The organism is Nesterenkonia aethiopica (assembly GCF_039534665.1).
GTDB lineage: Bacteria > Actinomycetota > Actinomycetes > Actinomycetales > Micrococcaceae > Nesterenkonia > Nesterenkonia aethiopica.
In genome coordinates this window covers 13,313-36,144 of the sequence record NZ_BAAAVT010000010.1, presented here as the reverse complement: position 1 = coordinate 36,144, position 22,832 = coordinate 13,313, and the positions used below count along the sequence as shown (strand labels likewise).

Sequence of the window (22,832 nt, the reverse complement as noted above, 5' to 3'; positions counted from 1 at the left end):
GCAATGGTGTGGACACTGAATCACAACAACCCCGAGAGGAGACCGTCATGCCCTTCCTGACCCCCGAAGTGACCGATGAGCGGGACGCCTGCGCCATCTATGCCGTCCAGCAGCTGGAGCAGCTGCGCATCGCCGCGCTGGATCTGGACGACGCCCAGCTGCGTGCGGCACCCACTGCCGGAACTCTGAGCATGGGTGGGCTGATCGCCCATGTGTCGCAGACCGTGGTCCGGTGGTTGCATCATGTCTACTTCCACGGAGTCGCCGAGCCGGACAGAGGGCTTGCCGAGGAAGCCTTCGCCCTCGGCTTCGACGGGTTCTGGACCGGCGAGGAGGTCCCTGAGGAGACCGGGGCCGAGCTGCGTGACCGCCTGGCGACGGCGCGGGATCTGGTCCGTCCCGTGCTGGCGGACGCGGATTTCGATGCGCGGGTGCCGATCCCGGATGCGCCTTGGTTCCCGAAGGAGCTCGACTCATGGAACGTCCGCTGGGTGGCGTATCACCTGGTGGCCGAGACGGCCCGGCATGCCGGGCATGCGGACATCATCCGGGAGCACCTGGACGGCCAGATCGCCTATGCGCTCAACGCCCGGGACGTCGGGGAGAGCTTCGACTGGGCCGAGTACGCGGGGTGATCGTCCGCTGCGGCCTGTGATCACGCGAAGAGGTCGGAGAGGTGCTCGCGGAAGGCGTCGGCCACCGTCGCGGAGAACAGGACGAAGCGGACCTCCTCGAGCGCGTCCCAGCGGCCGGGGACCTCGGTGAGAGCGAGCCGGGCGGCCTGGGCGACGTCGTCGGCCTCCCACCCATAGACTCCGGCGCCGATGCCCGGGAAGGCCACGCTGGTGGCTCCCAGACGGAGTGCCTCCAGGAGAGACTCCCGGAAGCAGGAGGCCAGCACGGAGGGGTCGGTCTCGCCTGCGTGCCGGTTCGGTCCCACTGTGTGGATGACCCAGTCGGCAGGCAGCTGGGCTGCCGGAGTGGACGCCGCGCGGCCAGGCGGCAGGCCTTCAGGCCAGTGGTGAGCTCGCAGCGTCCGGCAGTGCTGGAGGAGTTCCGGGCCGGCTGCGCGATGGATGGCACCGTCCACGCCGCCCCCTCCCAGCAGGGAGGAGTTGGCCGCGTTGACGATCGCGTCCACGTCCTGCTCGGTGATGTCGCCGTCGACCACGGTGATGCGCATAGGGTCAGGGTAGCTCTCGCCGGGACGCCATCGCACCGGCCGTGAACGGCACGTCGTCCGACCAGGTGGTGATGCTTGCCTGCGCCGTCCCCGCGGCCGGGCATGGCGCTCGGCCGTGGGGACGGCACAGTGCAGCTGATCGAAGGGCTCAGAGTCCCAGGGCGGCCAGCAGGTCGAGAACCGTGTCGGTCAGTCCGCCAGCGATGGCCAGGACAGTGTCGAGCAGACCAGAGATCATGGTGAAGCACCTTTCGTCAGGATGTCGTTGTCATCTCGTTCACCGCATCGGCGGCGACGAACCTATCATGGCAAAAGTGCTTCAGTGGATCGCTACAATAATGTTTCCTTCGTGTTAATCATCATCCTGCCTCCGGAAGGAACTGGATCATCACGGAGTCGACCCCAGGTCAACACATCCACGCGAGCTCCGGCGATCAGGAATTTCTCCCTCTCCACGCCCTCCTGGATGAAACCGGCCGCGCGGGCGACCCCACCGGAGCTCGGATTGTTGCGCCGGTGGCCCAGCTCCAGGCGGTGCAGACCGCCGCCGCTCTGGTCTGTGGGCGCTAGGGCCCAGTCGGCCGCGGTACGGGCCGCCGTCGTCATCAGGCCACGCCCCCGGTGCTCCCGGTGCATCCAGTAGAAGAACCAACCCACCCGATTCGCCCGGTCGATGCTCAGGCCCACCAGCCCGACGGAGGAGCCGCCGACATCGACGGCGAAGGCCAACCGCCCTGCTCCGGTGTCTGTGGCGGCACGGATGTAGGCCTCTGCCGTGGACAGGTCGGACACCTCGCCCTGGCGGGACATGGCCGGGTCGGAGTGGAAGGCGGCGAGCACGTGTGGAGCGTCGCCGGTAACCAGCGGCCGGAGCTCAGGCATCGGCGGTCTTCCCCCCGTCGTCGATGTTCCCGTCGGCCACCAGGATCCTGCGGTCGAGGTCGAGCTGCTCCAGGAAGTGCTCATCGTGGCTGACCACCAGGAGAGCCCCTTGATGGTACCGCAGCGCCTGCACCAGGTGCCGCACGCTGGCGAAGTCCAGATTGTTGGTCGGCTCGTCGAGGATCAGCAGCTGGGGCGGGGGCTCGGACAGCAGCAGACTGGCCAGTGTCGCCCGCCATCGTTCGCCGCCGGAGAGGCTGCCTGCCGGCTGATGGACGGCATCGCCCCGCAGGAGGAAGAGCGCCAACTGATGCCGGATCCGAGTGAGGTCGGCCTCCGGTGCGTGGCGGTGCACGTTCTCCAGCACGCTCAGCCCGGGGTCCAGCACCTGGAGGTCCTGCGGCAACAGGCGGTGCGGCACCAGCAGCTCGCCCTCGCCGTCGGCGGGGTCCTCCTGTCCGGAGAGGCACCGCAGCAGGGACGTCTTGCCCACGCCATTGGGCCCGGTCAGCGCCACGCGCTCAGGCCCGCGCAGCATCAGATCCAGCACAGCGGAGCCGTGGGCTGGACGGAGCGACCGTGCTCTCAGGACATCCCGACTGGCGGGGACGGCCGTGTCCGGCAGGTCTATACGGATCTCTGCATCCTCCCGGACCCGGCGCTCCGCCGACCGCAGGGTCTCCCGGGCCTCGTCGAGTCGTCCCTCGTGGAGCGTTTTCAGCCGACCCGCCGACTCTTCGGCGCGACGCCGGTAGGCGTGGGCGACGATGGGCGGCAGGCTGTCGGCCTTCTTCCGTCCCTGGCGGTCCCGACGGGCCTGCTTGGTGTGTTGGACGGTCAGGTCGCGCTGCTGCCGCCGAACGTCGGACTGCGCGGTCGCCACGGCCTGGGCGGCCGCCTCCTGTTCGGCGGCCACTGCCGCCTCGAACAACGACAGGCCTCCTCCGTACCAGTGGATTCCGCCTTCGCGTACCTCTGCGATGCTGTCCACGCGCTCGAGCAGGTCACGGTCATGGCTGACCACCACCAGGGTGCCCGGGAAGTCAAGGATGAGGTCATGGGCGCGGCTCCGAGTCGCGGAGTCGAGGCTGTTCGTCGGCTCATCGAGCAGCAGCACGTCGGGGCGCCGCAGCAGCTGCGCGGTGAGGCTGAGCAGCATCAGCTCCCCGCCGGAGAGCGATCCGACAGGCCGGCCCAGGTCGATGGCGTCGAGACCGATCCGAGACAGGGCCGCGGTGAGTCGCTGATCGATGTCCCAGTCCTCGCCGACGAGGTCGAAGTCTCGGACCTCCACCGAACCGGCCTCGATCCGGCGCAGCGCCGACAGGGTCGTCTCGACGCCGAGCAGGGCTGCGACCCGACGTCGAGGGTCGATGGCCGGATCCTGGGGGAGGCTTGCGAGCTCGCCAGAGAGCCGGACGTGACCCCCGGTGGGGGCGAGCTCCCCCGTGATGATCTTCAGCAGCGTCGATTTTCCGGCGCCGTTGTCGCCGACGATCCCGTGACGCCCAGGGCCGAGGCTGAATGTGACGCCGTCGAGGATCGTGTGGCCGTCAGGCACGCGAAAGGTGAGATCGGTGCAGGTCAGAGCACCAGTGATGTGCAACATGAGGAGTCTCCGGGGTGCGCAGGGGCGGGGGGATGCGTGGAGACGCTGCACAGCGGGGCGGCTGTCGGGCGGAGGGCGTCGTGCCACAGAAGGGACCGAACGCAGGTGAAGCACCGAACCGTCAGAGAGCACAATGATCCCGCCGCGCGACGGCGGACAGGCTGTGCAGGTCTCAGACGTCAGTTCTTCACCGGTCACCTCGTGGTCGACGACAGGGCCGAATTCAGAATAGCCCCGGATCAGGACGAAGGCCAGGCCCGATACTCGGACTCCAACAGCCCCATGGAGACCTCGTCATGGAACCGCCCCCGGTGGAGGACGGACTCCCGACGTCGACCCTCCACGCCGAAGCCGAGCCTCTCGTAGAGGCTCATAGCACGGGCATTGAAGGAGAAGACCGTGAGCTCCACCTTCCGGGCCCCCATCTCGTCGAAGGCCAGCCGCAGCATCAGCCGCACCGCCTCCTCGCCGAGGCCCTGGCCCTGGGCGGGCGGGCCGAGCACGACGCCCAGGGTCGCGATGCGCGCCGGCACGCTGAGACCGTGCAGGGAGATGTGTCCGGCCACTTCGCCGTCGTCGGCCCGGGCAACGGTATAGCCGACGGCGCCGGGGGAGTCGTTCCGCGCCCAGGCGGAGATCAGCTCCCGCACCTGGGCCTGAGGCTGCTGGACGATCCGTGTCTGCTGGAACAGCGCGACGTCCGGCTCGTTCCACCACTCGGCCAGCACCGGGAGGTCGTCCTCGGTCGTGGCGCGCAGCGCCACCTTGTCTCCGGTGAGCAGGTTCGCGGCCCAGCTCCTCAGCTCGTCAAATTCACCCATGGCTCCTGACCCTACCGGTGGGTTCGCGTAGTCTGGGGCGTATGAGCGCAGAGCAGCGGGGATCCCACCATCAGGGCGCCGGACGGGCGCCGCGCGAGTGTGCCGCCTACGGCGAGAACGGCGCGGAGGACCTGGACTACGACCCGGACCACTGCGGCCGTGTGGTCACTGCCCATGACGTCGTCCGCGCGGATGCCGCGGCCATCTTCGAGCTCATTGCGGACCCCTCCCAGCAGTCCGCATGGGACGGCAATGAGAACCTCGCGCATGCGGAGCCCGGGCAGCGGGTCAGGGCGGTCGGTGACGTCTTTCGGATGACACTGACCAACGGCAAGACTCGGGAGAACCACGTGGTGGAATTCCTCGAGGGAGAACTGATCGCCTGGCGGCCCGCCACCATGGGTGAGCCGCCGGCGGGACACCTGTGGCGGTGGTCGCTGGCGGAGCTGTCCTCCGGCGGAGTGGAGGTCACCCACACCTATGACTGGTCGCAGTTGACCGACGCGGCCCGTGTGGAGCGGGCGCGCAGCACGACCGCAGAGATGCTTGCGGCCTCGGTCAGCCGCCTGAAGGCACTCGCCGAGTCCGCGTGACGGGCCCCATCACCACTGTCGTCGCCGCCGCGGTCCTCCGCCAGGCGGCCCACGGACCGCCCGAGCTTCTCATGGCCCGCCGCACCAGACCTGAGGCGATGCGTCGGCTCTGGGAGTTCCCCGGAGGGAAGCTGGAGCCGGGAGAGAACGCCCGCGAGGGCGTGCACCGGGAGCTGGCCGAGGAGCTCGGCATCCAGGTGGCCCTCGGTGAGGAGATCTGCGCATCGGGAGAGAATGGCGTGCCCGGGCTGGGCTGGCGGCTCTCCGGCACCGCGGTGATGCGCCTGTTCCAGGGGGAGCTCATCGAGGGTGTCCCGTGGCCCCTGCAGGATCATGATCGTCTGGATTGGGCGCCGATGACGCTTCGGCTACTGGATCACCCGTGGATTCCGGCGGACCGGCCCATCGTGGAGGAGCTGCTGCGGCGTGACGCCTGAGAGCGCCGGGATCCGCGCTCTGGCACGCCCGGCAGTCCTGTCACGCAGCCCCCAGACATGGGAGACGCGCGCAGAAGCAGTGAGGAGGGCTTCTGCGCGCGTCGCGCTTCCCATCGCGCACAGCCATTAGAACACGTATTCTACACGCCCCGCAAGCCTTCGGCGCGCATCATCGAATATGTGTTCGACTCGGGGAGTCTGTGAGAAAACTGTCAGAACACGGGTTCGAGACGGCGTCGTGACTCGACTCGGCAGCCTGGCGGGCCAGCGCATAAACTGACCGGGATCGTCCCCATTCCGCTCACAGTTGGAGAAGCATGTCCAGGACTGACACCAGCCCCGAGGTCCAGGAGCAGGAGGCCGCGTCCGCCGCTGACCGCGCGGCGCCGCATCCGCTCGACGAGAACGCCGTCGAGACCTGCGTCCAGAATGCCCTCGCCGCCTTCGACGAGGCTGCCGACCTCGACCAGCTCAAGGAGGCGCGACTGGCCCACACGGGTGAGAAGTCCCCGATCGTGCTGGCCAACCGGCAGATCAAGGACCTCGCCAAAGACGAGAAGAAGGACGCCGGCAAGCTTCTCGGCGGAGCCCGCGGCCGCATCCAGAAGGCGCTCGCCGTCCGGACCGAGGTGCTGGAGGCCGAGCATGCCGAGCGGATCCTCGTGGAGGAAGCCGTCGACGTCACCGCCGCGCCCCGACGTCGCCCCCTCGGAGCCCGCCACCCGCTGACCGTTCTGCAGGAGCGGGTCTGTGACGTCTTCGTCGGCATGGGCTGGGAGATCGCTGAAGGGCCTGAGGTGGAGTCCGAGTGGTTCAACTTCGATGCGCTGAACTTCGACCCGGACCACCCGGCCCGAGAGATGCAGGACACCTTCTTCGTGGAGCCCAAGGACTCCCATCTGGTGCTGCGCACCCACACCTCTCCGGTGCAGGTCCGCTCCCTCCTCGAACGGGAGCTGCCGGTCTACGTGCTGTGCCCCGGCAAGACGTTCCGCACCGACGAGCTGGACGCCACACACACTCCGGTGTTCCACCAGTTCGAGGGCCTCGCCGTGGACAAGGGTCTCACCATGGCCGACCTGCGCGGCACCCTGGAGCACTTCGCCCGCCAGATGTTCGGACCGGAGGCGGCCATCCGCCTGCGCCCGTCCTACTTCCCGTTCACCGAGCCGAGCGCGGAGATGGACATCTGGCACCCCGGGGCCACAGGTGGCCCGCAGTGGATCGAATGGGGAGGCTGCGGCATGGTCAACCCCAACGTCCTGCGGGCGGCCGGCGTGGACCCGGAGGTCTACACCGGGTTCGCCTTCGGCATGGGTGTGGAACGCACGCTCATGTTCCGCAACGACGTCTCCGACATGCGCGACATGATCGAAGGCGATGTCCGTTTCAGCCAGCACTTCGGAATGGAGGTCTGAGGGCATGCGCATCCCCCTGTCCTGGCTTCGTGAACTCACCCAGCTCCCGGCGGACGCCACGCCGGAGGACCTCATGGCCGACCTGGTCCGCGTCGGCCTCGAGGAGGAGGACGTCCACCGTCCTTCCGACGAGATCTCCGGGCCCATCGTCGTCGGGGAGGTCCTGGAGAAGACCCCCGAGCCGCAGAGCAACGGCAAGACCATCAACTGGTGTCGGGTCCGCGTGGTCGCGGAGGGCCAGGAGCAGGCCCTCACCGGGGACGGCATCTCGCCCGACGGCGTCCAGGGCGTGGTCTGCGGCGCCCACAACTTCGAGGTCGGGGACAAGGTCGTGGTGACCCTGCCCGGCGCCGTGCTGCCCGGCGACTTCCGGATCAGCGCGCGGAAGACCTACGGGCACGTCTCGGCCGGCATGATCGCCTCGGTCCGTGAGCTCGGCATCGGAGAGGACCACGACGGCATCCTCGTGCTCTCCACCCTCGGACTGGACCCGGAGATCGGCTCCGATGCTCTGGAGCTGCTCGGGCTGGACGATTCCGCCGCGGAGATCAACGTGACCCCGGACCGCGGCTACGCGTTCTCCATGCGCGGTGCGGCCCGCGAATACGCCCACGCCACGGGGACCTCCTTCACGGATCCGGCCTCCACTGTCGAGGTCCGCACCGACGGCACCCCGGGGCACGAGGTGCTCCTGGAGGACGAGGCGCCCATCTACGGCGTCGCCGGCTGTGACCGTTTCGTCGCGCGCAAGGTCGAGGATGTCGACGTCGATGCGCCCACCCCGCCGTGGATGGCAGCCCGGCTCCGACTGGCCGGGATGCGGCCGATCTCCCTGCCGGTGGACATCTCCAACTACGTGATGTGGGAGCTCGGCCAGCCGCTGCACTTCTACGACGCCGAGACGCTGCGCGGCCCGATCCGGGTCCGCCGGGCTCAGGCCGGGGAGACGCTGACCACCCTGGACGAGAAGTCTCGTCAGCTCCACGCCGAGGACCTGGTGATCGCCGACGACCGCGGCGCGATCGGCATCGCCGGCGTCATGGGCGGCGCGGACACCGAAGTGGGGGAGGGCACCACCAGCATCCTCATCGAGGCGGCACACTTCGACCCGGTCAGCGTCAGCCGCAGCAAGCGTCGCCACAAGCTGCCCTCCGAGGCGTCGAAGCGCAACGAACGCGGAGTGGACCCGCTGCTGCCGGCGGTCGCCGCTCAGCGGGCGGTGGACCTGCTGGTCCAGCTGGCAGGCGGCACGGACACCGGTGAGGTCACGGCAGTCGGCACTCCCCGGCTGCCCGAGCCCATCGCGCTGGATCCGGCGCTGCCCGCCCGGGTCGTCGGCGTGGACTACACCCGAGACCAGGTCATGGCCACGCTGGAGGAGATCGGCGCCCAGGTGGAGGACGCCGGGGAGACGCTGCGGGTCACCCCGCCCAGCTGGCGTCCCGACCTCACGATCCCGGAGGCGCTGGTCGAGGAGATCGCACGCCTGATCGGCTATGACCAGATCCCCTCCCGGCTTCCGGTCGCCCCGGCCGGCCGGGGCCTGACCCGCGAGCAGCAGCGGCGCCGCCAGGTGCTCAGCGGCATGGCGGCGGCAGGCTTCACCGAGACGCTGAGCTATCCGTTCTACTCGGAGGAGGCCAACACCCTCTTCGGTCGCGCCGACGAGGGCGAGCTGGACATGCTGCGCCTGGCCAACCCGATCGCAGCCCAGCACGGCACCCTGCGCACCACGGTGCTCCCGGGGCTGCTGGACACGCTGCGTCGCAATGTCTCCCGCGGATTCGCCAACCTCGCGCTCTATGAGGCGGGGCTGGTGTATCTGCCGGGCGAGACCGTGGGCAGTCCGAGCATCCCGCCGCTGGGCGCCCGCCCGGGCGACGACGCGCTGGCCGGGCTGGAGGCGGGGATCCCCCGCCAGCCGTGGCATCTGGCCGTCGCCGTGGCCGGCTCGGAGCCGGCACCCACCCCCGGGCAGCCGGGGCGTGTCCGAGACTGGGCCGACGCTGTGGACGCCGCCCTCACCGCCGCAGAGCTTCTCGGCGTGGACCTCACGGTGCGGCAGGGGCACCACCAGGCTTTCCACCCCGGGCGCACCGCGGAGCTGGTGGTCGACGGCGCCGTCGTCGGTCACGCGGGCGAGCTGCACCCGAAGGTGGCCGAGGGCTGGGACCTTCCGGCGCGCACTGCCGTGATGGAGCTGGACCTCAGTGCCCTGCTGGCGGCCGCACCGGAGAAGGTGGTGGCGGAGCAGATCTCCACGTTCCCGCCGTCCACGCAGGACGTCTCGCTCATCGTGGAGGAGTCCCTGCCCGCCGGCGAGCTGCAGTCCACGCTGGCCTCAGGCGCCAGCGAGCTGCTCGAGGAGATCCAGCTCTTCGACGTCTACTCCGGAGAGGGGATCGAGCCCGGTAGGAAGTCGCTGGCCTATGCCCTGCGATTCCGGGCCGAGGACCGCACCCTGACCGCCGAAGAGGCCTCCGAGGCCCGGGAGGCGGCCGTGGCGCTGGCGACCGCACGCCACGGCGCCGTCCAGCGCTGAGACCCAGCCCAGACGACGTCGGCCCCTCGCCCTGGTGATCCAGGGGGAGGGGCCGACGTCGTCTGCGGGGTATGTGTGGGAAGGCGGGTCAGGGGACCAGCAGCAGTTTGCCCGTGGTCCTGCGGTTCTCGAGGTCGTCATGGGCGCGGCCGGCCTCGGCCAGGGGGTAGCTTCCGCCGATGTTCAGGGTCAGGTCCCCGGAGGTCAGCGCCTTGAAGAGCTCGGAGAACCGCCAGGCGCGCTCCTCGGCGTTGCGGAGGTACCACTGCAGTGATGGGCGGGTCACGAACAGCCCTCCGCGGCGGTTGAGCTCCTGGAGGTCGAAGGGCGGGACCTGGCCGGAGGCCCCGCCGAAGAGCACCAGGGTGCCGCGCACGCCCAGGCTCTCCAGGGAGCCGGTGAAGGTGTCGCGGCCGACGCCGTCGTAGACCACCGAGACGCCTTCGCCCTTGGTGATCTCGCGGACCTCGTCGGCGAAGGTGTCGTAGCTCAGCACGTAGTCCGCGCCGGCGGCCTGGGCGATCTCCGCCTTCTCGGCAGTGGAGGTGGTGGTGATCACCCGGGCGCCCTTGGCCTTGAGCAGCTGGGTGAGGATCTGGCCGACGCCGCCGGCGCCGGCGTGGGTCAGCACGGTCTCGCCCGGTGCCACCCGGTAGGTGGAGTTGATCAGGTAGTGGGCGGTCGCGCCCTGCAGGGGGAGGGCGGCGGCCTGCTGGTCGGTGACCTCGTCGGGGACCGGGACGGCTTTGGCGGCGTCGATCAGGAAATGGGTGGCGTAGGTGCCGGTGGCCGCCTCGCTGGTGGTGACCCGTCGGCCGATCTCCAGGCCCTCGACGGCTTCTCCGGCGGCGATGATGGTGCCGGTGCCCTCGCCGCCGGGGACGAAGGGGTGCTCCACGGGATAGACCCCGCTGCGCTGGTAGGTCTCGATGAAGTTGACTCCCGCGGCCGCGGTCTCCACCAGCACCTGGCCGGGGCCGGGCTCGGGCAGGGAGACCTCCACCGTGCTGAACACTTCAGTTCCGCCGGCCTGCTCGGTGCGCGTCACGCGTGCGGCACTGGGCAGGTCCTCGGGGAAGACGCTCTGTTCGTTCATGCGGGTCAGACTATCGAAGTCGGCTGGACATGAAGAACGAGATCCCGTCCGCACCCTCTATGCATAAATATTGATATGCATGCATACATGTGCGTAGACTGGCAGGCATGACGTACTCGATCGCTGTCTCCGGCGCCTCCGGCTATGCCGGGGGCGAAGTGCTCCGCCTGCTCGCCGGGCATCCCGAGGTCGAGATCGGCGCGGTCACCGCGCACTCCTCGGCCGGGGAGGCTCTCGGCTCCCTCCAGCCCCATCTGCGACCGCTGGCGGAGAAGACCATCCTGGAGACCACAGCCGAGAATCTCGCGGGTCATGACGTCGTCTTCCTCGCCCTGCCGCACGGGGCCAGCGGCGAGATCGCGGCCCAGCTGCCCGAGGACGTCCTCGTCATCGACGCCGCGGCCGACCACCGGCTGGAGTCAGCCGCGGCCTGGGAGGCGTTCTACGGCTCCGCGCACCAGGGGGCCTGGCCGTACGGACTGCCGGAGCTGCCCGGGCAGCGCGAGAAGCTCACCGGGTCCCGACGCATCGCCGTACCCGGCTGCTATCCCGCCACGATCCTGCTCGGCCTGGCGCCGGCCTTCGCCGCAGGCCTGGTCGAGCCCACCGACGTCGTCGTCGTCGCCGCCACCGGGACCTCCGGAGCTGGGAAGTCGCTGAAGCCCCATCTGCTGGGATCCGAGGTGATGGGCGGGATGAGCCCCTACGGCGTGGGCGGGGTACACCGTCACACCCCGGAGATCGAGCAGGGACTCAGCACCGTGGCCGGCACCGGGGTGCAGATCTCGTTCACCCCGACGCTGGCGCCTATGGCCCGCGGCATCCTGGCCACCTCCACCGCCCGGCTCGCCGACGGCGCCACGGCCTCCGCCCTGCGGGAGGCCTATGCCGCCCGGTACGACGACGAGCCCTTCGTCCATCTGCTGCCGGAGGGACAGTGGCCCGCCACCAAGCACGTGATCGGGTCCAACCACGTCACCGTCCAGCTCGCCGTCGACGAACGCGCAGGACGGCTGATCGTGGTCTCGGCCAGCGACAACCTCACCAAGGGCACCGCCGGCGGTGCCGTCCAGTCCATGAACCTCGCCCTGGGCCTCGACGAGACCCTCGGGCTGAACCTGTTGGGAGTCTCCCCATGAGCGTCACCGCAGCCGCCGGCTTCACCGCCGCAGGCGTCACCGCCGGTCTGAAGAGCGCCGGACGCGACCTTGCACTGGTGGTCAACATCGGTCCGCAGCGCCACGCCGCGGCTGTGTTCACGAGCAACCGGGTCGCCGCCGCGCCCGTGCTGTGGTCCCGACAGGCCGTCAGTGACGGCCGAGCTGACGCCGTCGTGCTCAACTCCGGAGGCGCCAACGCCTGCACCGGGCCGGAGGGCTTCGCCGACACCCACCACACCGCTGAACGCGTGGCTCAGGCCTTGGACATCTCCGCCCAGGACGTGCTCGTCTGCTCCACCGGGCTGATCGGGGAGCGGCTGGACATGGGCGCCCTGCTGCCCGCCGTGGATGCGGCCGCCGCGGCCCTGACCGATGACGACGGCGCGGCCGCCGCCGCTGCCGAGGCGATCCGCACCACCGACACCGTCTCCAAGACGGCCCAGTCCGGCGGGACCGGCTTCGTCGTCGGCGGCATGGCCAAAGGGGCCGGCATGCTCGCCCCCGGCATGGCCACCATGCTCGCGGTGCTCACCACCGACGCCGTGATCACCCAGCCGGATCTGGACGCCGCACTGCGCGAGGCAGTGCGGGTCAGCTTCAACCGGGCCGACTCGGACGGCTGCATGTCCACCAACGACACCGTGGTCGCCCTGGCCTCCGGCGCACACCCTGATGCTGACGCCTCCGGCGTGGACCTCAGAGAGTTCCAGGCGGCGCTCACCGAGGTCTGCCGTGACCTCGCCGCGCAGCTGATCGCCGATGCCGAGGGCGCGCATCACGAGATCGCCATCACCACGATCCATGCCGCCAACGAGGACGAGGCTGAGACCGCCGGACGCGCGGTGGCCCGGTCCAACCTCTTCAAGACCGCGATCTTCGGCCGGGACCCCAACTGGGGGCGCATCCTCTCCGCCGTGGGCACCACCGATGTGGCCTTCGACCCGGGCACGATCGACGTCGCCGTCAACGGCGTGTGGATCTGCCGCGGCGGCGGGATCGGGGAGGACCGCTCCCTGGTGGACCTCAGCGGACGCCAGGTGGAGATCACCATCGACCTGAAGTCCGGGGACGCCGAGGCCACCATCCTCACCAACGACCTCACGCACGACTACGTCCACGAGAACAGCGCCTACTCCAGCTGAGCCGATCCACCTGAGGGGAACCCGTGATCGAGAAGACCACCAGCCTGCAGCCCCGCGAGCGGGATCCGCGGGCCGACGCCGGTGCCAAGGCCGCCACGCTCATCGAGGCGCTGCCCTGGATCCAGAAGTTCGCCGGCGAGACCATCGTGATCAAGTACGGCGGCAACGCCATGGTCGACGATGAGCTGCGTCGTGCCTTCGCCGAGGACGTGGTCTTCCTGCGCCACGTGGGGGTCAACCCGGTGGTGGTCCACGGCGGCGGCCCGCAGATCAACGCCATGCTGGAGACCGTCGGCGTGGAGTCCGAGTTCCGGGCCGGCTACCGGGTCACGACGCCGGAGGCCATGGATGTGGTGCGCATGGTGCTGACCGGCCAGGTGGGACGGGAGCTGATCGGCCTGATCAACAGCCACGGCCCCTATGCGGTGGGTCTCTCTGGGGAGGACGCCGCCCTGCTGCGCGCCCGGCGCAAGACCGCCCACCTCGGCGGGGAGGAGATCGACCTCGGCCTGGTCGGCGAGGTCACCGGGGTCAATCCCGCCGCCGTGGAGGATCTGCTCGCGGCCAAGCGCATCCCGGTGATCTCCACCGTCGCCCCGGAGTTCGACGACGCCGGTCAGCCCACCGGCGAGGTGCTCAACGTCAATGCGGATCTGGCGGCCGCCGCCGTGGCCTCCGCCCTGGGAGCCGCCAAGCTGGTCATGCTCACCGATGTGGAGGGCCTCTACGCTGACTGGCCGGACCGGTCGTCGCTGATCTCCTCGCTGTCCGCCTCCGACCTGCGCGCCATGCTGCCGGAGCTGCAGTCCGGGATGATCCCGAAGATGACAGCCGCACTCACCGCCGTGGACGGCGGGGTCCCGAGGGCTCACATCGTCGACGGCCGCGCCCCCCATTCGATGCTGCTGGAGATCGTGACCACCGAGGGCGTCGGCACCCAGGTGGTCCCGGACGAGGAGGTCACCCCATGACCGCGCCGCATCAGCCGACCCCTGATGAGCTCACCACCTCCGCCCTGGCCGAGGCGCAGCCCGACCGGGCCCTGCTGGAGCGCTACCGGGAGTCCCTGCTGGGCGTCTTCGGGACCCCGCAGCGAGTCCTGGTGCGCGGCTCCGGAGCCACCGTGTGGGACGCGGACGGACGAGAGTACCTGGACCTGCTGGCCGGGATCGCGGTCAACGCGCTGGGCCACGCCCACCCGCTGATCACCTCCGTGGTGGCCAGCCAGTCGGCCACCCTGGGGCACATCTCCAACTTCTTCACCAGTCCCACCCAGGTCGCCCTGGCCGAGAAGCTTCTGCAGCTGTCTGCGGCACCCGAGGGCTCCAAGGTGTTCTTCACCAACTCCGGCACCGAGTCCAACGAGGCCGCCTTCAAGCTCGCCCGACGGCATGGCGGGGCGGACCGCCCGCGCATCATCGCGCTGGAGGACGGCTTCCACGGTCGCTCCATGGGAGCCCTGGCGCTGACCTGGAAGCCGGCCCATCGGGAACCCTTCGAACCGCTGCCGGGCGGCGTCGAGTGGGTGCCCGCCGGTGACGTGGAGGCGCTGCGCCAGGCGGTCGACCCCACGGTGGCCGCCGTCGTCGTCGAAGCCGTCCAGGGAGAGGCCGGGGTCCGCGGGATGCCGGAGGGGTACCTCCAGGCCGTCCGGGAGATCACCCGGGAAGCCGGCGCGCTGATGATCGTCGACGAAGTCCAGACCGGGGCGGGCCGCACCGGGGAGTGGTTCACGTCCACCGACGCGCGGCCCGACGCCATGACGCTGGCCAAGGGCCTCGGCGGCGGATTCCCCATCGGTGCCATGATCACCTTCGGCGAGCAGGTCAGCGGGCTGCTCTCCGCCGGACAGCACGGCACCACCTTCGGTGGGAACCCGGTGGCGACGGCGGCGGCGCTGGCGACCATCCACGCCCTGGAGTCCGGGGACGTCCTGCAGAACGTGCGCCGGGTCGGCGCGGCGACGGCGGCGGCTCTGGAGCAGCTGGAGCTGGTCACCGAGGTCCGGGCCCATGGCCTGCTGATCGGCTTCGACGTCGACGGCGGCGATCGTGGGGACGACGGCGGCCCCGCCTTCGCCCCGACGATGGTGTCGGCCGCGCTGGAGGCCGGCTTCATCATCAACGCCCCGGGACCGCACACGCTGCGGCTCGCCCCGCCGCTGACCATCACCGAGACCCAGATGATGCGCTTCGTGGACGCCTTGCCCGGGATCCACCGCGCTGCGAAGGAGACCCTATGACCCGCCACTTCCTCACCGACCTGGACCTCAGCCCCGAGGAGCTGGGCCGGGTCCTGACCCTGGCAGCGGCCATGAAGGCCGCCCCCTACGCGATCACGCCGCTGGCGGGACCGCAGACCGCGGCCGTCTACTTCGACAAGACGTCCACCCGGACCCGGATCTCCTTCGCCGCAGGCATCTCCGCCCTCGGTGGGGCGCCGCTGATCATCAATCCGGGGGAGTCCCAGCTGGGCCACAAGGAGTCGATCAGCGACACCGCGAAGGTCCTGGAGCGCATGGTCTCGCTGATCATCTGGCGCACCTATGAGCAGTCCGGTCTGGAGGAGATGGCCGCCCACAGCCGCGTGCCGGTCATCAACGCGCTCTCCGACGACTACCACCCCTGCCAGCTGGTGGCGGACCTGCTCACGGTCCGAGAGCATCTGGGCGAGCTGACGGGGCGCTCCCTGGCGTATCTGGGGGATGCGGCGAACAACATGGCCAACTCGTACCTGCTGGCCGGAGTCAACGCCGGCATGGACGTGCGCATCGCCGGACCCGAGGGATACCTGCCGGCCGAGGAGATCGTCTCCGCCGCCCGCGTGCGGGCCGCGGAGACCGGCGGCTCGGTGACCATCACCACCGAGGCCTCCGAGGCGCTGGCCGGGGCCGACGTCGTGGCCACCGACACCTGGATCTCCATGGGGCAGGAGGACGAGAAGGAGCAGCGGTTGCAGCTCTTCGGGGACTATCGGGTCGATGCGGCCGCGCTGGCGCAGGCGGCCGAGGGCGCGATCGTGCTGCACTGCCTGCCGGCGTATCGGGAGGCGGAGATCAGCGCCGAGGTCATCGACGGCCCGCAGTCGGTGGTCTGGGACGAGGCGGAGAACCGGCTGCACGCGCAGAAGGCCCTCATGGCCTGGCTGCTGGTGGAGTCAGGCCTGGCCGACGAGGAGACGGTGGCGCTGGTGCGTGCCGGCGAACGTGGCGAGGAGCTGCCGCGACGATGAGCACGCAGAGCACCCCCACCACCAAGACGGCCCGGCATGCCAAGATCCGGGAGCTGATCACCCGTGGCACCGTCCGGTCGCAGGGCGAGCTGGTGGAGCAGCTCGCCGAGGAGGGGGTGCGGGTGACCCAGGGGACGCTGTCCCGGGACCTGGTGGAGATCGGCGCCGCAAGGGTGCGGGGAGCCGACGGGGCGCTCATCTACGCCGTCCCCGCCGAAGGCCATGAGCGTGAGTTCCAGGCGGATCAGACGGAGGCCACCACGCTGGCCCGTCTGGTGGGCCTGTGTCGAGACCTGCTGGTCTCGGCGGAGGCCAGCGCCAACCTGGTCATCCTCAGGACGCCGCCGGGGGCTGCGCAGTTCCTGGCCAGCGCGGTCGACCATGCCGGTCTCCGGGACGTGCTGGGCACCATCGCCGGGGATGACACCATCATGCTGGTCACCGCCGGGCCGCAGAGCGGTCCGGCGCTCGCGGAACGCTTCCGCGCCTTCGCGGAAGGACGGGACCCTGAAGCGGACAACGCGTCCTGACCCGCGACACTGGATCTCCGCATCGCGGAATATGCTCTCCGTTCTGGATCGTCACGTGTGATACTGGTCTCGTCGGTCGCTCCGCAGACCCTGGCGGGGGCTCGGCCGACGACCTCGACCAGGAGCACAGGATGACGACGAACCCGATCCGGATCACCGTCAACGCTCGTGAGCGCGTACAGGCGGCGCCCCCTCGGATGAGCCTGCTGGACTGGCTGCGCGGGCTCGGACTGACCGGCGCGAAGGAGGGCTGCGCCGAGGGAGAGTGCGGCGCCTGCGCCGTGTTGGTGGCCCGCCCCGACGGCGACGCCTCCGTCCGGTGGACTGCGCTCAACTCCTGCCTGCCGCCGGCGGCGGCTCTCGACGGCCAAGAGATCGTCACCGCGGAAGGCCTCGCCGACGGCGCGGACGGCCTCCACCCCGTCCAGCAGGAGATGGCGCAGCGCGGGGGATCCCAATGCGGCTACTGCACCCCCGGATTCATCTGCTCGATGGCCGCCGAGTTCTACCGGCCCGAGCGGCGGGCCACCGGCGACGAGGATGCTGACGAGGGTGTTGACGGCTCGTCCGGCGTCTCCGCGCCCTGCGGCGACTCGCACGGCCCGAACGGCTTCGACCTGCACGCCCTGAGCGGCAACCTGTGCCGCTGCACCGGCTACCGACCCATCCGGGACGCCGCCTATGCGCTGGGTCGGCCGCACCCTGGAGACCCGCTGGCGCGCCGCTGTGCCTCCGCCGCACCTGCGGCCGCGGCGACGTCGGTGGCCGCCGAGGACGGCTGGTTCCTCCGTCCGGCGACCCTGGCGGAGGCCCTGGACCGGCTCGCCCAGGACCCGAAGATGGTGGTGATCGCCGGCGCCACCGACCTCGGAGTGGAGCGGAACATTCGGCACGCCCGCCCTCGCGGCCTGCTGGCGATCGACCATCTGCCCGAACTGCAGGCGATCACCTGGGCGGATGACGCCGTCGAGATCGGCGCGGCCGCGACCCTCTCAGAGATCGAGCGCACCGTCTCCGGCCGTGTCCCGCTGCTGGCCCAGCTGCTCCCGCAGTTCGCCTCCCGGCTGATCAGGAACAGCGCCACCCTCGGCGGCAACCTGGGCACGGCCTCGCCCATCGGCGACGCCGCCCCTGCGCTGCTCGCCTTGGATGCGGAGCTGGACCTGGTCTCCGCCGCGGGGCGGCGGACGGTCCCGCTGAAGGACTTCTTCACCGGGTATCGGCAGACCGTGCGAACGGCCGGGGAGCTCATCCGGGTGGTGCGGATCCCCCTGCCTCTGCAGCCGCACACCGCATTCCACAAGATCGCCAAGCGGCGGTTCGAAGACATCTCCTCGGTGGCCGTGGCCTACGCCGTGACGCTGCGCGACGGGCACGTCGACGATGTCCGCATCGGACTCGGCGGGGTGGCCGCCACGCCGCTGCGTGCGCTGGCCGCGGAGGACGCCCTGCGCGGCCGGGAGTGGACGCCCGCGACCGTCGACGAGGCGGCGTCGGTCCTGCGGGCCGAGGGCACGCCGATGGACGATCTGCGGGCCAGTGCGGACTACCGCGCCGAGATGCTCGCCCAGAGCCTGCACCGGTTCCTCGCCGAGCGGGAGGACCGCGAGGATCGTTCCGAGGAGCACGTGAAGGAGGAGACGAGGCCATGACGTCGCAGACCGACCCTCAGATCCGGCCCGAGTCCCCGTCCGAGCACCGCGGCGTCGGCGCCGCCGAACCGCATGAGAGCGCGGCCCTGCACGTGACGGGAGCAGCCCAGTACACCGACGACATCGCCGTCCGCGACCCGCGGACCCTGCACGCCTGGCCCGTCCAGGCTCCGCATGCCCATGCTCGCGTGCTGGCCCTGGACACTGCGGGTGCTCGCGCCGTCGACGGCGTCGTGGAGGTGCTCACGGCCGAGCACGTCCCCGGCATCAACGACGCCGGGGTGAAGGGCGACGAACCGCTCTTTCCACGGGTGGTGATGTTCCACGGGCACGCCGTGTGCTGGGTGCTGGGGGAGACCCAGGAGGCCGCCCGGCGGGGTGCCGAGGCCGTCGTCGTAGACTACGAACCCCTGGACGCGCTGATCACCCTGGACGAGGCGATCGCCGCGGAGAGCTTCCAAGGCCGGCAGCCGGTGCTGCGCCGCGGCGATGTCGGCGCCGGTCTCGCGGAGGCGCCCCACCGCTTCTCGGGGACGTTCTCCTTCGGCGGCCAGGAGCACTTCTACCTGGAGACCCACGCCTCCCTCGCCCTGGTGGACGAGGCCGGGCAGGTGATGATCCACAGCTCCACCCAGCACCCCACTGAGACGCAGGAGATCGTGGCTCACGTGCTGGGGGTCGCCTCCCATGAGGTGACGGTCCAGGCGCTGAGGATGGGCGGAGGCTTCGGCGGCAAGGAGATGCAGCCCCATGGTCTGGCCGCGGTCGCCGCGCTCGGAGCGGTGCGTACGGGCCGCCCGGTGCGCGTGCGCCTGACCCGCACCCAGGACATCACGATGACCGGCAAGCGCCACCCCTTCGCCGCACAGTGGGAGGTGGGCTTCGACGACGCCGGCCGCCTCCGGGCGCTGAAGGCGGTCATCACCTCGGACGGCGGGTGGTCCCTGGACCTCTCCGAGCCGGTGCTCTCGCGGGCCCTGTGCCACATCGACAACGCTTATCTCATCCCGGCCGTGGAGGTCCTGGGCCGGATCGCGAAGACGCATAAGACCTCGCAGACCGCCTTCCGCGGATTCGGAGGGCCGCAGGGGATGCTCATCATCGAGGACATTCTGGGGCGTTGCGCGCCGCTGCTGGGGCTGGCCCCGGACGAGCTGCGGCGCCGGAACCTCTACCGCCCCGGAGACGTCACTCCCTATGGGCAGCCCGTGCGGCACGCCGAACGTCTCGGCGACATCTGGGACCAGCTGGAGGATCGCGCCGACGTCGTGGCCCGACGTCGGCAGGTGGAGGAGTTCAACGCCCGGCATGGCCACCGGAAGCGCGGACTGGCACTGACACCAGTGAAGTTCGGGATCTCCTTCAACTTCACGGCCTTCAACCAGGCCGGCGCTCTGGTGCACGTCTACAAGGACGGCTCGGTGCTCATCAACCACGGCGGCACGGAGATGGGCCAGGGGCTGCACACCAAGATGCGGCAGGTGGCGGCCACGGCTCTGGGCGTGCCGCTGGAGCAGGTGCGTCTGGCCCCGACCCGCACGGACAAGGTGCCCAACACCTCCGCCACGGCGGCCAGCTCGGGCGCGGACCTCAACGGCGGAGCCGTGAGGAACGCCTGCGAGCAGATTCGCCAGAGTCTGGCGGAGGTTGCCTCTCGGCGGCTCGGGGTCCACTCCCATGACGTCCGATTCTCCGACGGCGAGGTTCGGGGGCTGGGGACCGAGCCGGTGAGTTTCGCCGACGTCGTGCGGGACGCCTATCTGCAGCGGGTCCAGCTCTTCGCCGCCGGCTACCACCGCACCGAGGGCATCCACTGGGACCCGGTGGCGATGCGAGGCGAACCGTTCAAGTACTTCGCCTACGGTGCGGCCGTCAGCGAGGTCGAGGTGGACGGCTTCACCGGAGCCCACCGGCTGCTCCGCACCGACATCCTCCACGACGTCGGCGACTCGCTGTCCCCGCTGATCGATGTGGGCCAGATCGAGGGCGGCTTCGTCCAGGGCGTCGGGTGGCTGACCCTGGAGGACCTCCGCTGGGACGAAGGCGACTCGCCGGGACGCGGCCGGGTGCTCTCCCAGGCGGCGAGCACCTATAAGCTCCCCAGCTTCTCGGAGATGCCGGAGGACTTCACGGTGCATCTCTACGAGCGCGCCACCGAGCCCGGGGTGGTGTACGGATCCAAGGCGGTGGGGGAGCCTCCCCTCATGCTGGCCTTCAGCGTCCGGGAGGCGCTGCGGGCCGCGGTGGCCGCCTTCGGCCCCGGTGGATCCTCGGTGGAGCTGCCCAGTCCGGCCACCCCGGAGGCGGTGTTCTGGGCGCTGCGGCGTGCCCGGGAGGCGGCAGGGGACGAGGCGGCGCGGGATGAGGCCGCAGAGCCGGTGAGCGGCGGCTGACGGTGGAGCTGACGGGTGACTGGCATGAGGCGCTGGGCCGGCTGCGGGCTCGGGGCCGGGCGGGCGTGCTCGTCACCGTGCTGAGCACCCGCGGTCACGCCCCGCGGGAGGCGGGGGCCAAGATGGTCGTCGTCGCGGACGGCTCCTGGGACAGCATCGGGGGAGGGAACCTCGAGCAGACCGCCATCGAGCATGCCCGATCCCTGCTGGCCCCGGGGTCGGAGAGCCCCCAGGTCCTGGAGCTGTCCCTGACCGAGCATGCGCCTGCCGTCCACGGTCGTCAGTGCTGCGGGGGGCAGGTCTCGCTGCTCTTCGAACGGATCGGTGCGCTGCCGGTCGTGGCGATCTTCGGCGTCGGCCACGTAGGCCTGGAGACGGCGCGGATGTTCTCTCGCCTGTCCGTGACCCTGCACCTGGTGGACAGCCGCGAGGAACAGGCGGGCCGGGCCCGCGCCCTGGACCTGACGGAGTCTCGGGCCCAGGTGGAGGTCCACCACGCCCCGGCCCCGGAGACGGTGATGGCGCAGCTGCCCGCGGGGGCCCACGTGCTGATCATGACCCATGACCACGCCGAGGACCTGTTCCTGTGTGAGGCCGCCCTGGGGCGGGAGGATCTCGGCTACGCGGGGCTCATCGGGTCACGGGCGAAATGGGCCCGGTTCCGTCGTCGGCTGCAGGAGAGCGGGCACCCCGAGGAGCACCTCGACCGCATCACCTGCCCCATCGGGCTCTCTGAGGTGCCCGGCAAGGACCCGGTGAGCATCGCGGTCAGCGTCGTGGCGGACTATCTGCGCCGTGGGTCCGTCGGAGCTCCTGGGGGAGCGAGCGCATGACGATCTATCGGGCGCAGGTGTTGGACACTCCAGGGGAGCTGGGAGACCCTGACGCGTTGCGGGCGGACCACGACTGCGCCCTGGTCGTCGAGGACGGGGTGATCGTCGCCCGGACCGGGCTCGACGCCGCCGTCGCCGGCCATCCCGGTCACGAAGTCGTGGATCTTCGCGACGGCGTTCTGCTGCCCGGCCTGGTGGACACCCACGTCCACTTCCCCCAGATCCGCGTCATCGGCGGGCTCGGGATGCCCTTGTTGGAGTGGCTCGACCAGTGCGCGCTGCCCGAGGAGGAGAGGTTGGCCGAGGCGACGCATGCCCAGGCGGTGGCCGAGGACTTCCTCTCCTCCGTGGTGCGGTCCGGGACGACGTCGGCGCTGGTCTTCGGCTCCCACTTCCCGGCGGCGATGGACGTGCTCTTCACGCAGGCGGAGCGGATCGGACTGCGGATGACCTCCGGCCTGGTGGTCAGCGACCGCCTCCTCCCGGAGAGCCTGCTGGTCACCCCGGAGCGGGCTCTGGAGGCCGGCCGGACCCTGGCGGGGCGATGGCATGGCCGAGGACGGCTGCGCTATGCGGTCACTCCGCGGTTCTCGCTCTCGGCGAGCCAGGAGATGCTGCGGTCGTGCGGTGAGCTGCTCGCCGCGGGAGCGGGCACGGGGCCGGGCGACGAGGGTCTCTGGTTCACCTCGCATGTCAATGAGAACCCGGCGGAGATCGCCGCCGTGCGCGAGCTGTTTCCAGAGGCCCGGGACTACGTGGACACCTATGACCGGGCCGGGCTGCTGAGCTCACGTGCGGTGCTGGCCCATGATGTGCATCCCACGGAGGAGGAGCTGGTCATCCTGGGGGAGCGGGGTGCAGCGGTGGCCCACTGCCCGACGTCGAACTTCTCCCTCGGCAGCGGGCTGTTCCCCTGGCGGCGCCATCGGGACGCGGGCGTGCCGGTCGCGCTGGGCACCGATGTCGGCGCCGGGGCGGGGTTCTTCCTGGTGGCGGAAGGCCTGCAGGCCTATTTCGGGCAGCGTCTGCTCGGTGCTGAGGGCTTGGACCTGCGCCCCTCGGACCTGCTGCATCTGGCGACACGTTCCGGCGCTCAGGTGCTGGGACTGGCCGAGGAGATCGGGGATCTGTCGGTGGGACGTCAGTTCGACGCGGTGCTGGTGCGGCCCCAGACGGGCGGGACGCTGGAGCAGGTCCTGCCTTACGCCCGTGATGCGCAGGATGTGGTGGCGAAGATCTTCTCGCTGGGCTCAGCGGCGGATGTGGCCGGTGTCTGGATCGGCGGGGCTCCCGTGGGATGACGGGGCCTC

20 protein-coding genes are annotated in these 22,832 nt (G+C 70.5%); 15 read left to right on the top strand and 5 right to left on the bottom strand.

Going from position 1 to position 22,832, the window contains the following annotated elements; translation table 11 throughout:
* The first annotated feature begins 47 nt into the window (after window positions 1–47).
* A complete protein-coding gene (locus ABD658_RS08855; RefSeq protein ID WP_344681688.1) occupies window positions 48–635 on the top strand; it encodes a mycothiol transferase in 588 nt (195 codons plus the stop codon).
* 20 nt (window positions 636–655) lie between these two features.
* Here the strand turns inward: ABD658_RS08855 and ABD658_RS08850 are convergent, their stop codons facing one another.
* From ABD658_RS08850 to ABD658_RS08835, 4 genes are all read right to left on the bottom strand, one after another.
* On the bottom strand, window positions 656–1,183 hold the full coding sequence (locus ABD658_RS08850) for an O-acetyl-ADP-ribose deacetylase (protein WP_344681686.1): 528 nt from the start codon (window positions 1,181–1,183) through the stop codon (window positions 656–658).
* Window positions 1,184–1,513: 330 nt separating this feature from the next.
* Entirely contained in the window at window positions 1,514–2,065 is a 552-nt protein-coding gene (locus ABD658_RS08845) for a GNAT family N-acetyltransferase (protein ID WP_344681684.1), read from the bottom strand.
* Window positions 2,058–3,674 carry an ABC-F family ATP-binding cassette domain-containing protein gene (locus tag ABD658_RS08840; RefSeq protein ID WP_344681682.1) on the bottom strand — a complete coding sequence of 539 codons (1,617 nt, stop codon included), beginning with the start codon at window positions 3,672–3,674 and terminating at the stop codon, window positions 2,058–2,060. Before ABD658_RS08840 ends, ABD658_RS08845 begins: the two co-directional genes overlap by 8 nt.
* A gap of 239 nt (window positions 3,675–3,913) precedes the next feature.
* A complete protein-coding gene (locus ABD658_RS08835) occupies window positions 3,914–4,495 on the bottom strand; it encodes a GNAT family N-acetyltransferase (protein ID WP_344681680.1) in 582 nt (193 codons plus the stop codon).
* A gap of 41 nt (window positions 4,496–4,536) precedes the next feature.
* Between ABD658_RS08835 and ABD658_RS08830 the strand changes: the two genes are divergently transcribed.
* The 4 genes from ABD658_RS08830 (at window position 4,537) to pheT (ending at window position 9,485) form a co-directional block, all read left to right on the top strand.
* Window positions 4,537–5,088, top strand: a complete 552-nt coding sequence (locus ABD658_RS08830) for an SRPBCC family protein (protein WP_344681679.1) — start codon at window positions 4,537–4,539, stop codon at window positions 5,086–5,088.
* Window positions 5,085–5,525, top strand: a complete 441-nt coding sequence (locus ABD658_RS08825) for an NUDIX domain-containing protein (protein WP_344681677.1) — start codon at window positions 5,085–5,087, stop codon at window positions 5,523–5,525. Before ABD658_RS08830 ends, ABD658_RS08825 begins: the two co-directional genes overlap by 4 nt.
* A 317-nt stretch (window positions 5,526–5,842) precedes the next feature.
* Window positions 5,843–6,943, top strand: coding sequence for a phenylalanine--tRNA ligase subunit alpha (pheS, locus tag ABD658_RS08820; RefSeq protein ID WP_344681675.1), 1,101 nt, complete (start codon window positions 5,843–5,845; stop codon window positions 6,941–6,943).
* 4 nt (window positions 6,944–6,947) lie between these two features.
* Window positions 6,948–9,485 carry a phenylalanine--tRNA ligase subunit beta gene (pheT, locus tag ABD658_RS08815; protein WP_344681673.1) on the top strand — a complete coding sequence of 846 codons (2,538 nt, stop codon included), beginning with the start codon at window positions 6,948–6,950 and terminating at the stop codon, window positions 9,483–9,485.
* Window positions 9,486–9,573: 88 nt separating this feature from the next.
* On the opposite strand, the gene ABD658_RS08810 is transcribed toward pheT, so the two are convergent.
* The gene (locus tag ABD658_RS08810) at window positions 9,574–10,581 is read right to left on the bottom strand and encodes a quinone oxidoreductase family protein (RefSeq protein WP_344681671.1); all 1,008 of its coding nucleotides are present in this window, start codon (window positions 10,579–10,581) and stop codon (window positions 9,574–9,576) included.
* A 107-nt stretch (window positions 10,582–10,688) separates the two neighbouring features.
* Between ABD658_RS08810 and argC the strand changes: the two genes are divergently transcribed.
* The 10 genes from argC to ABD658_RS08760 all read left to right on the top strand — a co-directional run bounded on the left by argC (window position 10,689) and on the right by ABD658_RS08760 (window position 22,823).
* Window positions 10,689–11,720, top strand: a complete 1,032-nt coding sequence (gene argC, locus ABD658_RS08805; protein ID WP_344681668.1) for an N-acetyl-gamma-glutamyl-phosphate reductase — start codon at window positions 10,689–10,691, stop codon at window positions 11,718–11,720.
* Window positions 11,717–12,883 carry a bifunctional glutamate N-acetyltransferase/amino-acid acetyltransferase ArgJ gene (gene argJ / locus ABD658_RS08800; protein WP_344681666.1) on the top strand — a complete coding sequence of 389 codons (1,167 nt, stop codon included), beginning with the start codon at window positions 11,717–11,719 and terminating at the stop codon, window positions 12,881–12,883. The genes argC and argJ overlap by 4 nt, the downstream gene beginning before the upstream one ends.
* A 26-nt stretch (window positions 12,884–12,909) precedes the next feature.
* Entirely contained in the window at window positions 12,910–13,854 is a 945-nt protein-coding gene (gene argB / locus ABD658_RS08795) for an acetylglutamate kinase (protein WP_396954382.1), read from the top strand.
* On the top strand, window positions 13,851–15,125 hold the full coding sequence (locus ABD658_RS08790; protein ID WP_344681664.1) for an acetylornithine transaminase: 1,275 nt from the start codon (window positions 13,851–13,853) through the stop codon (window positions 15,123–15,125). Before argB ends, ABD658_RS08790 begins: the two co-directional genes overlap by 4 nt.
* Window positions 15,122–16,114: an ornithine carbamoyltransferase gene (argF, locus tag ABD658_RS08785; protein WP_085437575.1), complete on the top strand. Its 993-nt coding sequence runs from the start codon at window positions 15,122–15,124 to the stop codon at window positions 16,112–16,114. The genes ABD658_RS08790 and argF overlap by 4 nt, the downstream gene beginning before the upstream one ends.
* Window positions 16,111–16,644, top strand: a complete 534-nt coding sequence (locus tag ABD658_RS08780; RefSeq protein WP_344681661.1) for an arginine repressor — start codon at window positions 16,111–16,113, stop codon at window positions 16,642–16,644. The genes argF and ABD658_RS08780 overlap by 4 nt, the downstream gene beginning before the upstream one ends.
* Window positions 16,645–16,775: 131 nt before the next feature.
* Entirely contained in the window at window positions 16,776–18,296 is a 1,521-nt protein-coding gene (locus ABD658_RS08775; RefSeq protein WP_344681659.1) for a xanthine dehydrogenase small subunit, read from the top strand.
* The gene (xdhB, locus tag ABD658_RS08770) at window positions 18,293–20,689 is read left to right on the top strand and encodes a xanthine dehydrogenase molybdopterin binding subunit (protein WP_344681656.1); all 2,397 of its coding nucleotides are present in this window, start codon (window positions 18,293–18,295) and stop codon (window positions 20,687–20,689) included. Before ABD658_RS08775 ends, xdhB begins: the two co-directional genes overlap by 4 nt.
* Window positions 20,690–20,691: 2 nt before the next feature.
* Window positions 20,692–21,522 carry a xanthine dehydrogenase accessory protein XdhC gene (gene xdhC, locus ABD658_RS08765; protein ID WP_344681654.1) on the top strand — a complete coding sequence of 277 codons (831 nt, stop codon included), beginning with the start codon at window positions 20,692–20,694 and terminating at the stop codon, window positions 21,520–21,522.
* Window positions 21,519–22,823, top strand: coding sequence for a guanine deaminase (locus ABD658_RS08760; protein ID WP_344681652.1), 1,305 nt, complete (start codon window positions 21,519–21,521; stop codon window positions 22,821–22,823). The genes xdhC and ABD658_RS08760 overlap by 4 nt, the downstream gene beginning before the upstream one ends.
* Window positions 22,824–22,832: the final 9 nt, after the last annotated feature.

Excerpts from the sequence above, each read along its gene's own strand:
- ABD658_RS08760 (WP_344681652.1), top strand. The coding sequence starts at position 21,519 with ATGACGATCTATCGGGCGCAGGTGTTGGACACTCCAGGGGAGCTGGGA.
- ABD658_RS08840 (WP_344681682.1), bottom strand. The coding sequence starts at position 3,674 with ATGTTGCACATCACTGGTGCTCTGACCTGCACCGATCTCACCTTTCGC.
- argF (WP_085437575.1), top strand. The coding sequence starts at position 15,122 with ATGACCCGCCACTTCCTCACCGACCTGGACCTCAGCCCCGAGGAGCTG.
- pheS (WP_344681675.1), top strand. The coding sequence starts at position 5,843 with ATGTCCAGGACTGACACCAGCCCCGAGGTCCAGGAGCAGGAGGCCGCG.
- argC (WP_344681668.1), top strand. The coding sequence starts at position 10,689 with ATGACGTACTCGATCGCTGTCTCCGGCGCCTCCGGCTATGCCGGGGGC.
- ABD658_RS08780 (WP_344681661.1), top strand. The coding sequence starts at position 16,111 with ATGAGCACGCAGAGCACCCCCACCACCAAGACGGCCCGGCATGCCAAG.
- pheT (WP_344681673.1), top strand. The coding sequence starts at position 6,948 with ATGCGCATCCCCCTGTCCTGGCTTCGTGAACTCACCCAGCTCCCGGCG.
- ABD658_RS08850 (WP_344681686.1), bottom strand. The coding sequence starts at position 1,183 with ATGCGCATCACCGTGGTCGACGGCGACATCACCGAGCAGGACGTGGAC.
- ABD658_RS08810 (WP_344681671.1), bottom strand. The coding sequence starts at position 10,581 with ATGAACGAACAGAGCGTCTTCCCCGAGGACCTGCCCAGTGCCGCACGC.
- argJ (WP_344681666.1), top strand. The coding sequence starts at position 11,717 with ATGAGCGTCACCGCAGCCGCCGGCTTCACCGCCGCAGGCGTCACCGCC.
- ABD658_RS08855 (WP_344681688.1), top strand. The coding sequence starts at position 48 with ATGCCCTTCCTGACCCCCGAAGTGACCGATGAGCGGGACGCCTGCGCC.
- ABD658_RS08775 (WP_344681659.1), top strand. The coding sequence starts at position 16,776 with ATGACGACGAACCCGATCCGGATCACCGTCAACGCTCGTGAGCGCGTA.
- ABD658_RS08790 (WP_344681664.1), top strand. The coding sequence starts at position 13,851 with ATGACCGCGCCGCATCAGCCGACCCCTGATGAGCTCACCACCTCCGCC.
- ABD658_RS08835 (WP_344681680.1), bottom strand. The coding sequence starts at position 4,495 with ATGGGTGAATTTGACGAGCTGAGGAGCTGGGCCGCGAACCTGCTCACC.
- ABD658_RS08830 (WP_344681679.1), top strand. The coding sequence starts at position 4,537 with ATGAGCGCAGAGCAGCGGGGATCCCACCATCAGGGCGCCGGACGGGCG.
- ABD658_RS08845 (WP_344681684.1), bottom strand. The coding sequence starts at position 2,065 with ATGCCTGAGCTCCGGCCGCTGGTTACCGGCGACGCTCCACACGTGCTC.
- xdhB (WP_344681656.1), top strand. The coding sequence starts at position 18,293 with ATGACGTCGCAGACCGACCCTCAGATCCGGCCCGAGTCCCCGTCCGAG.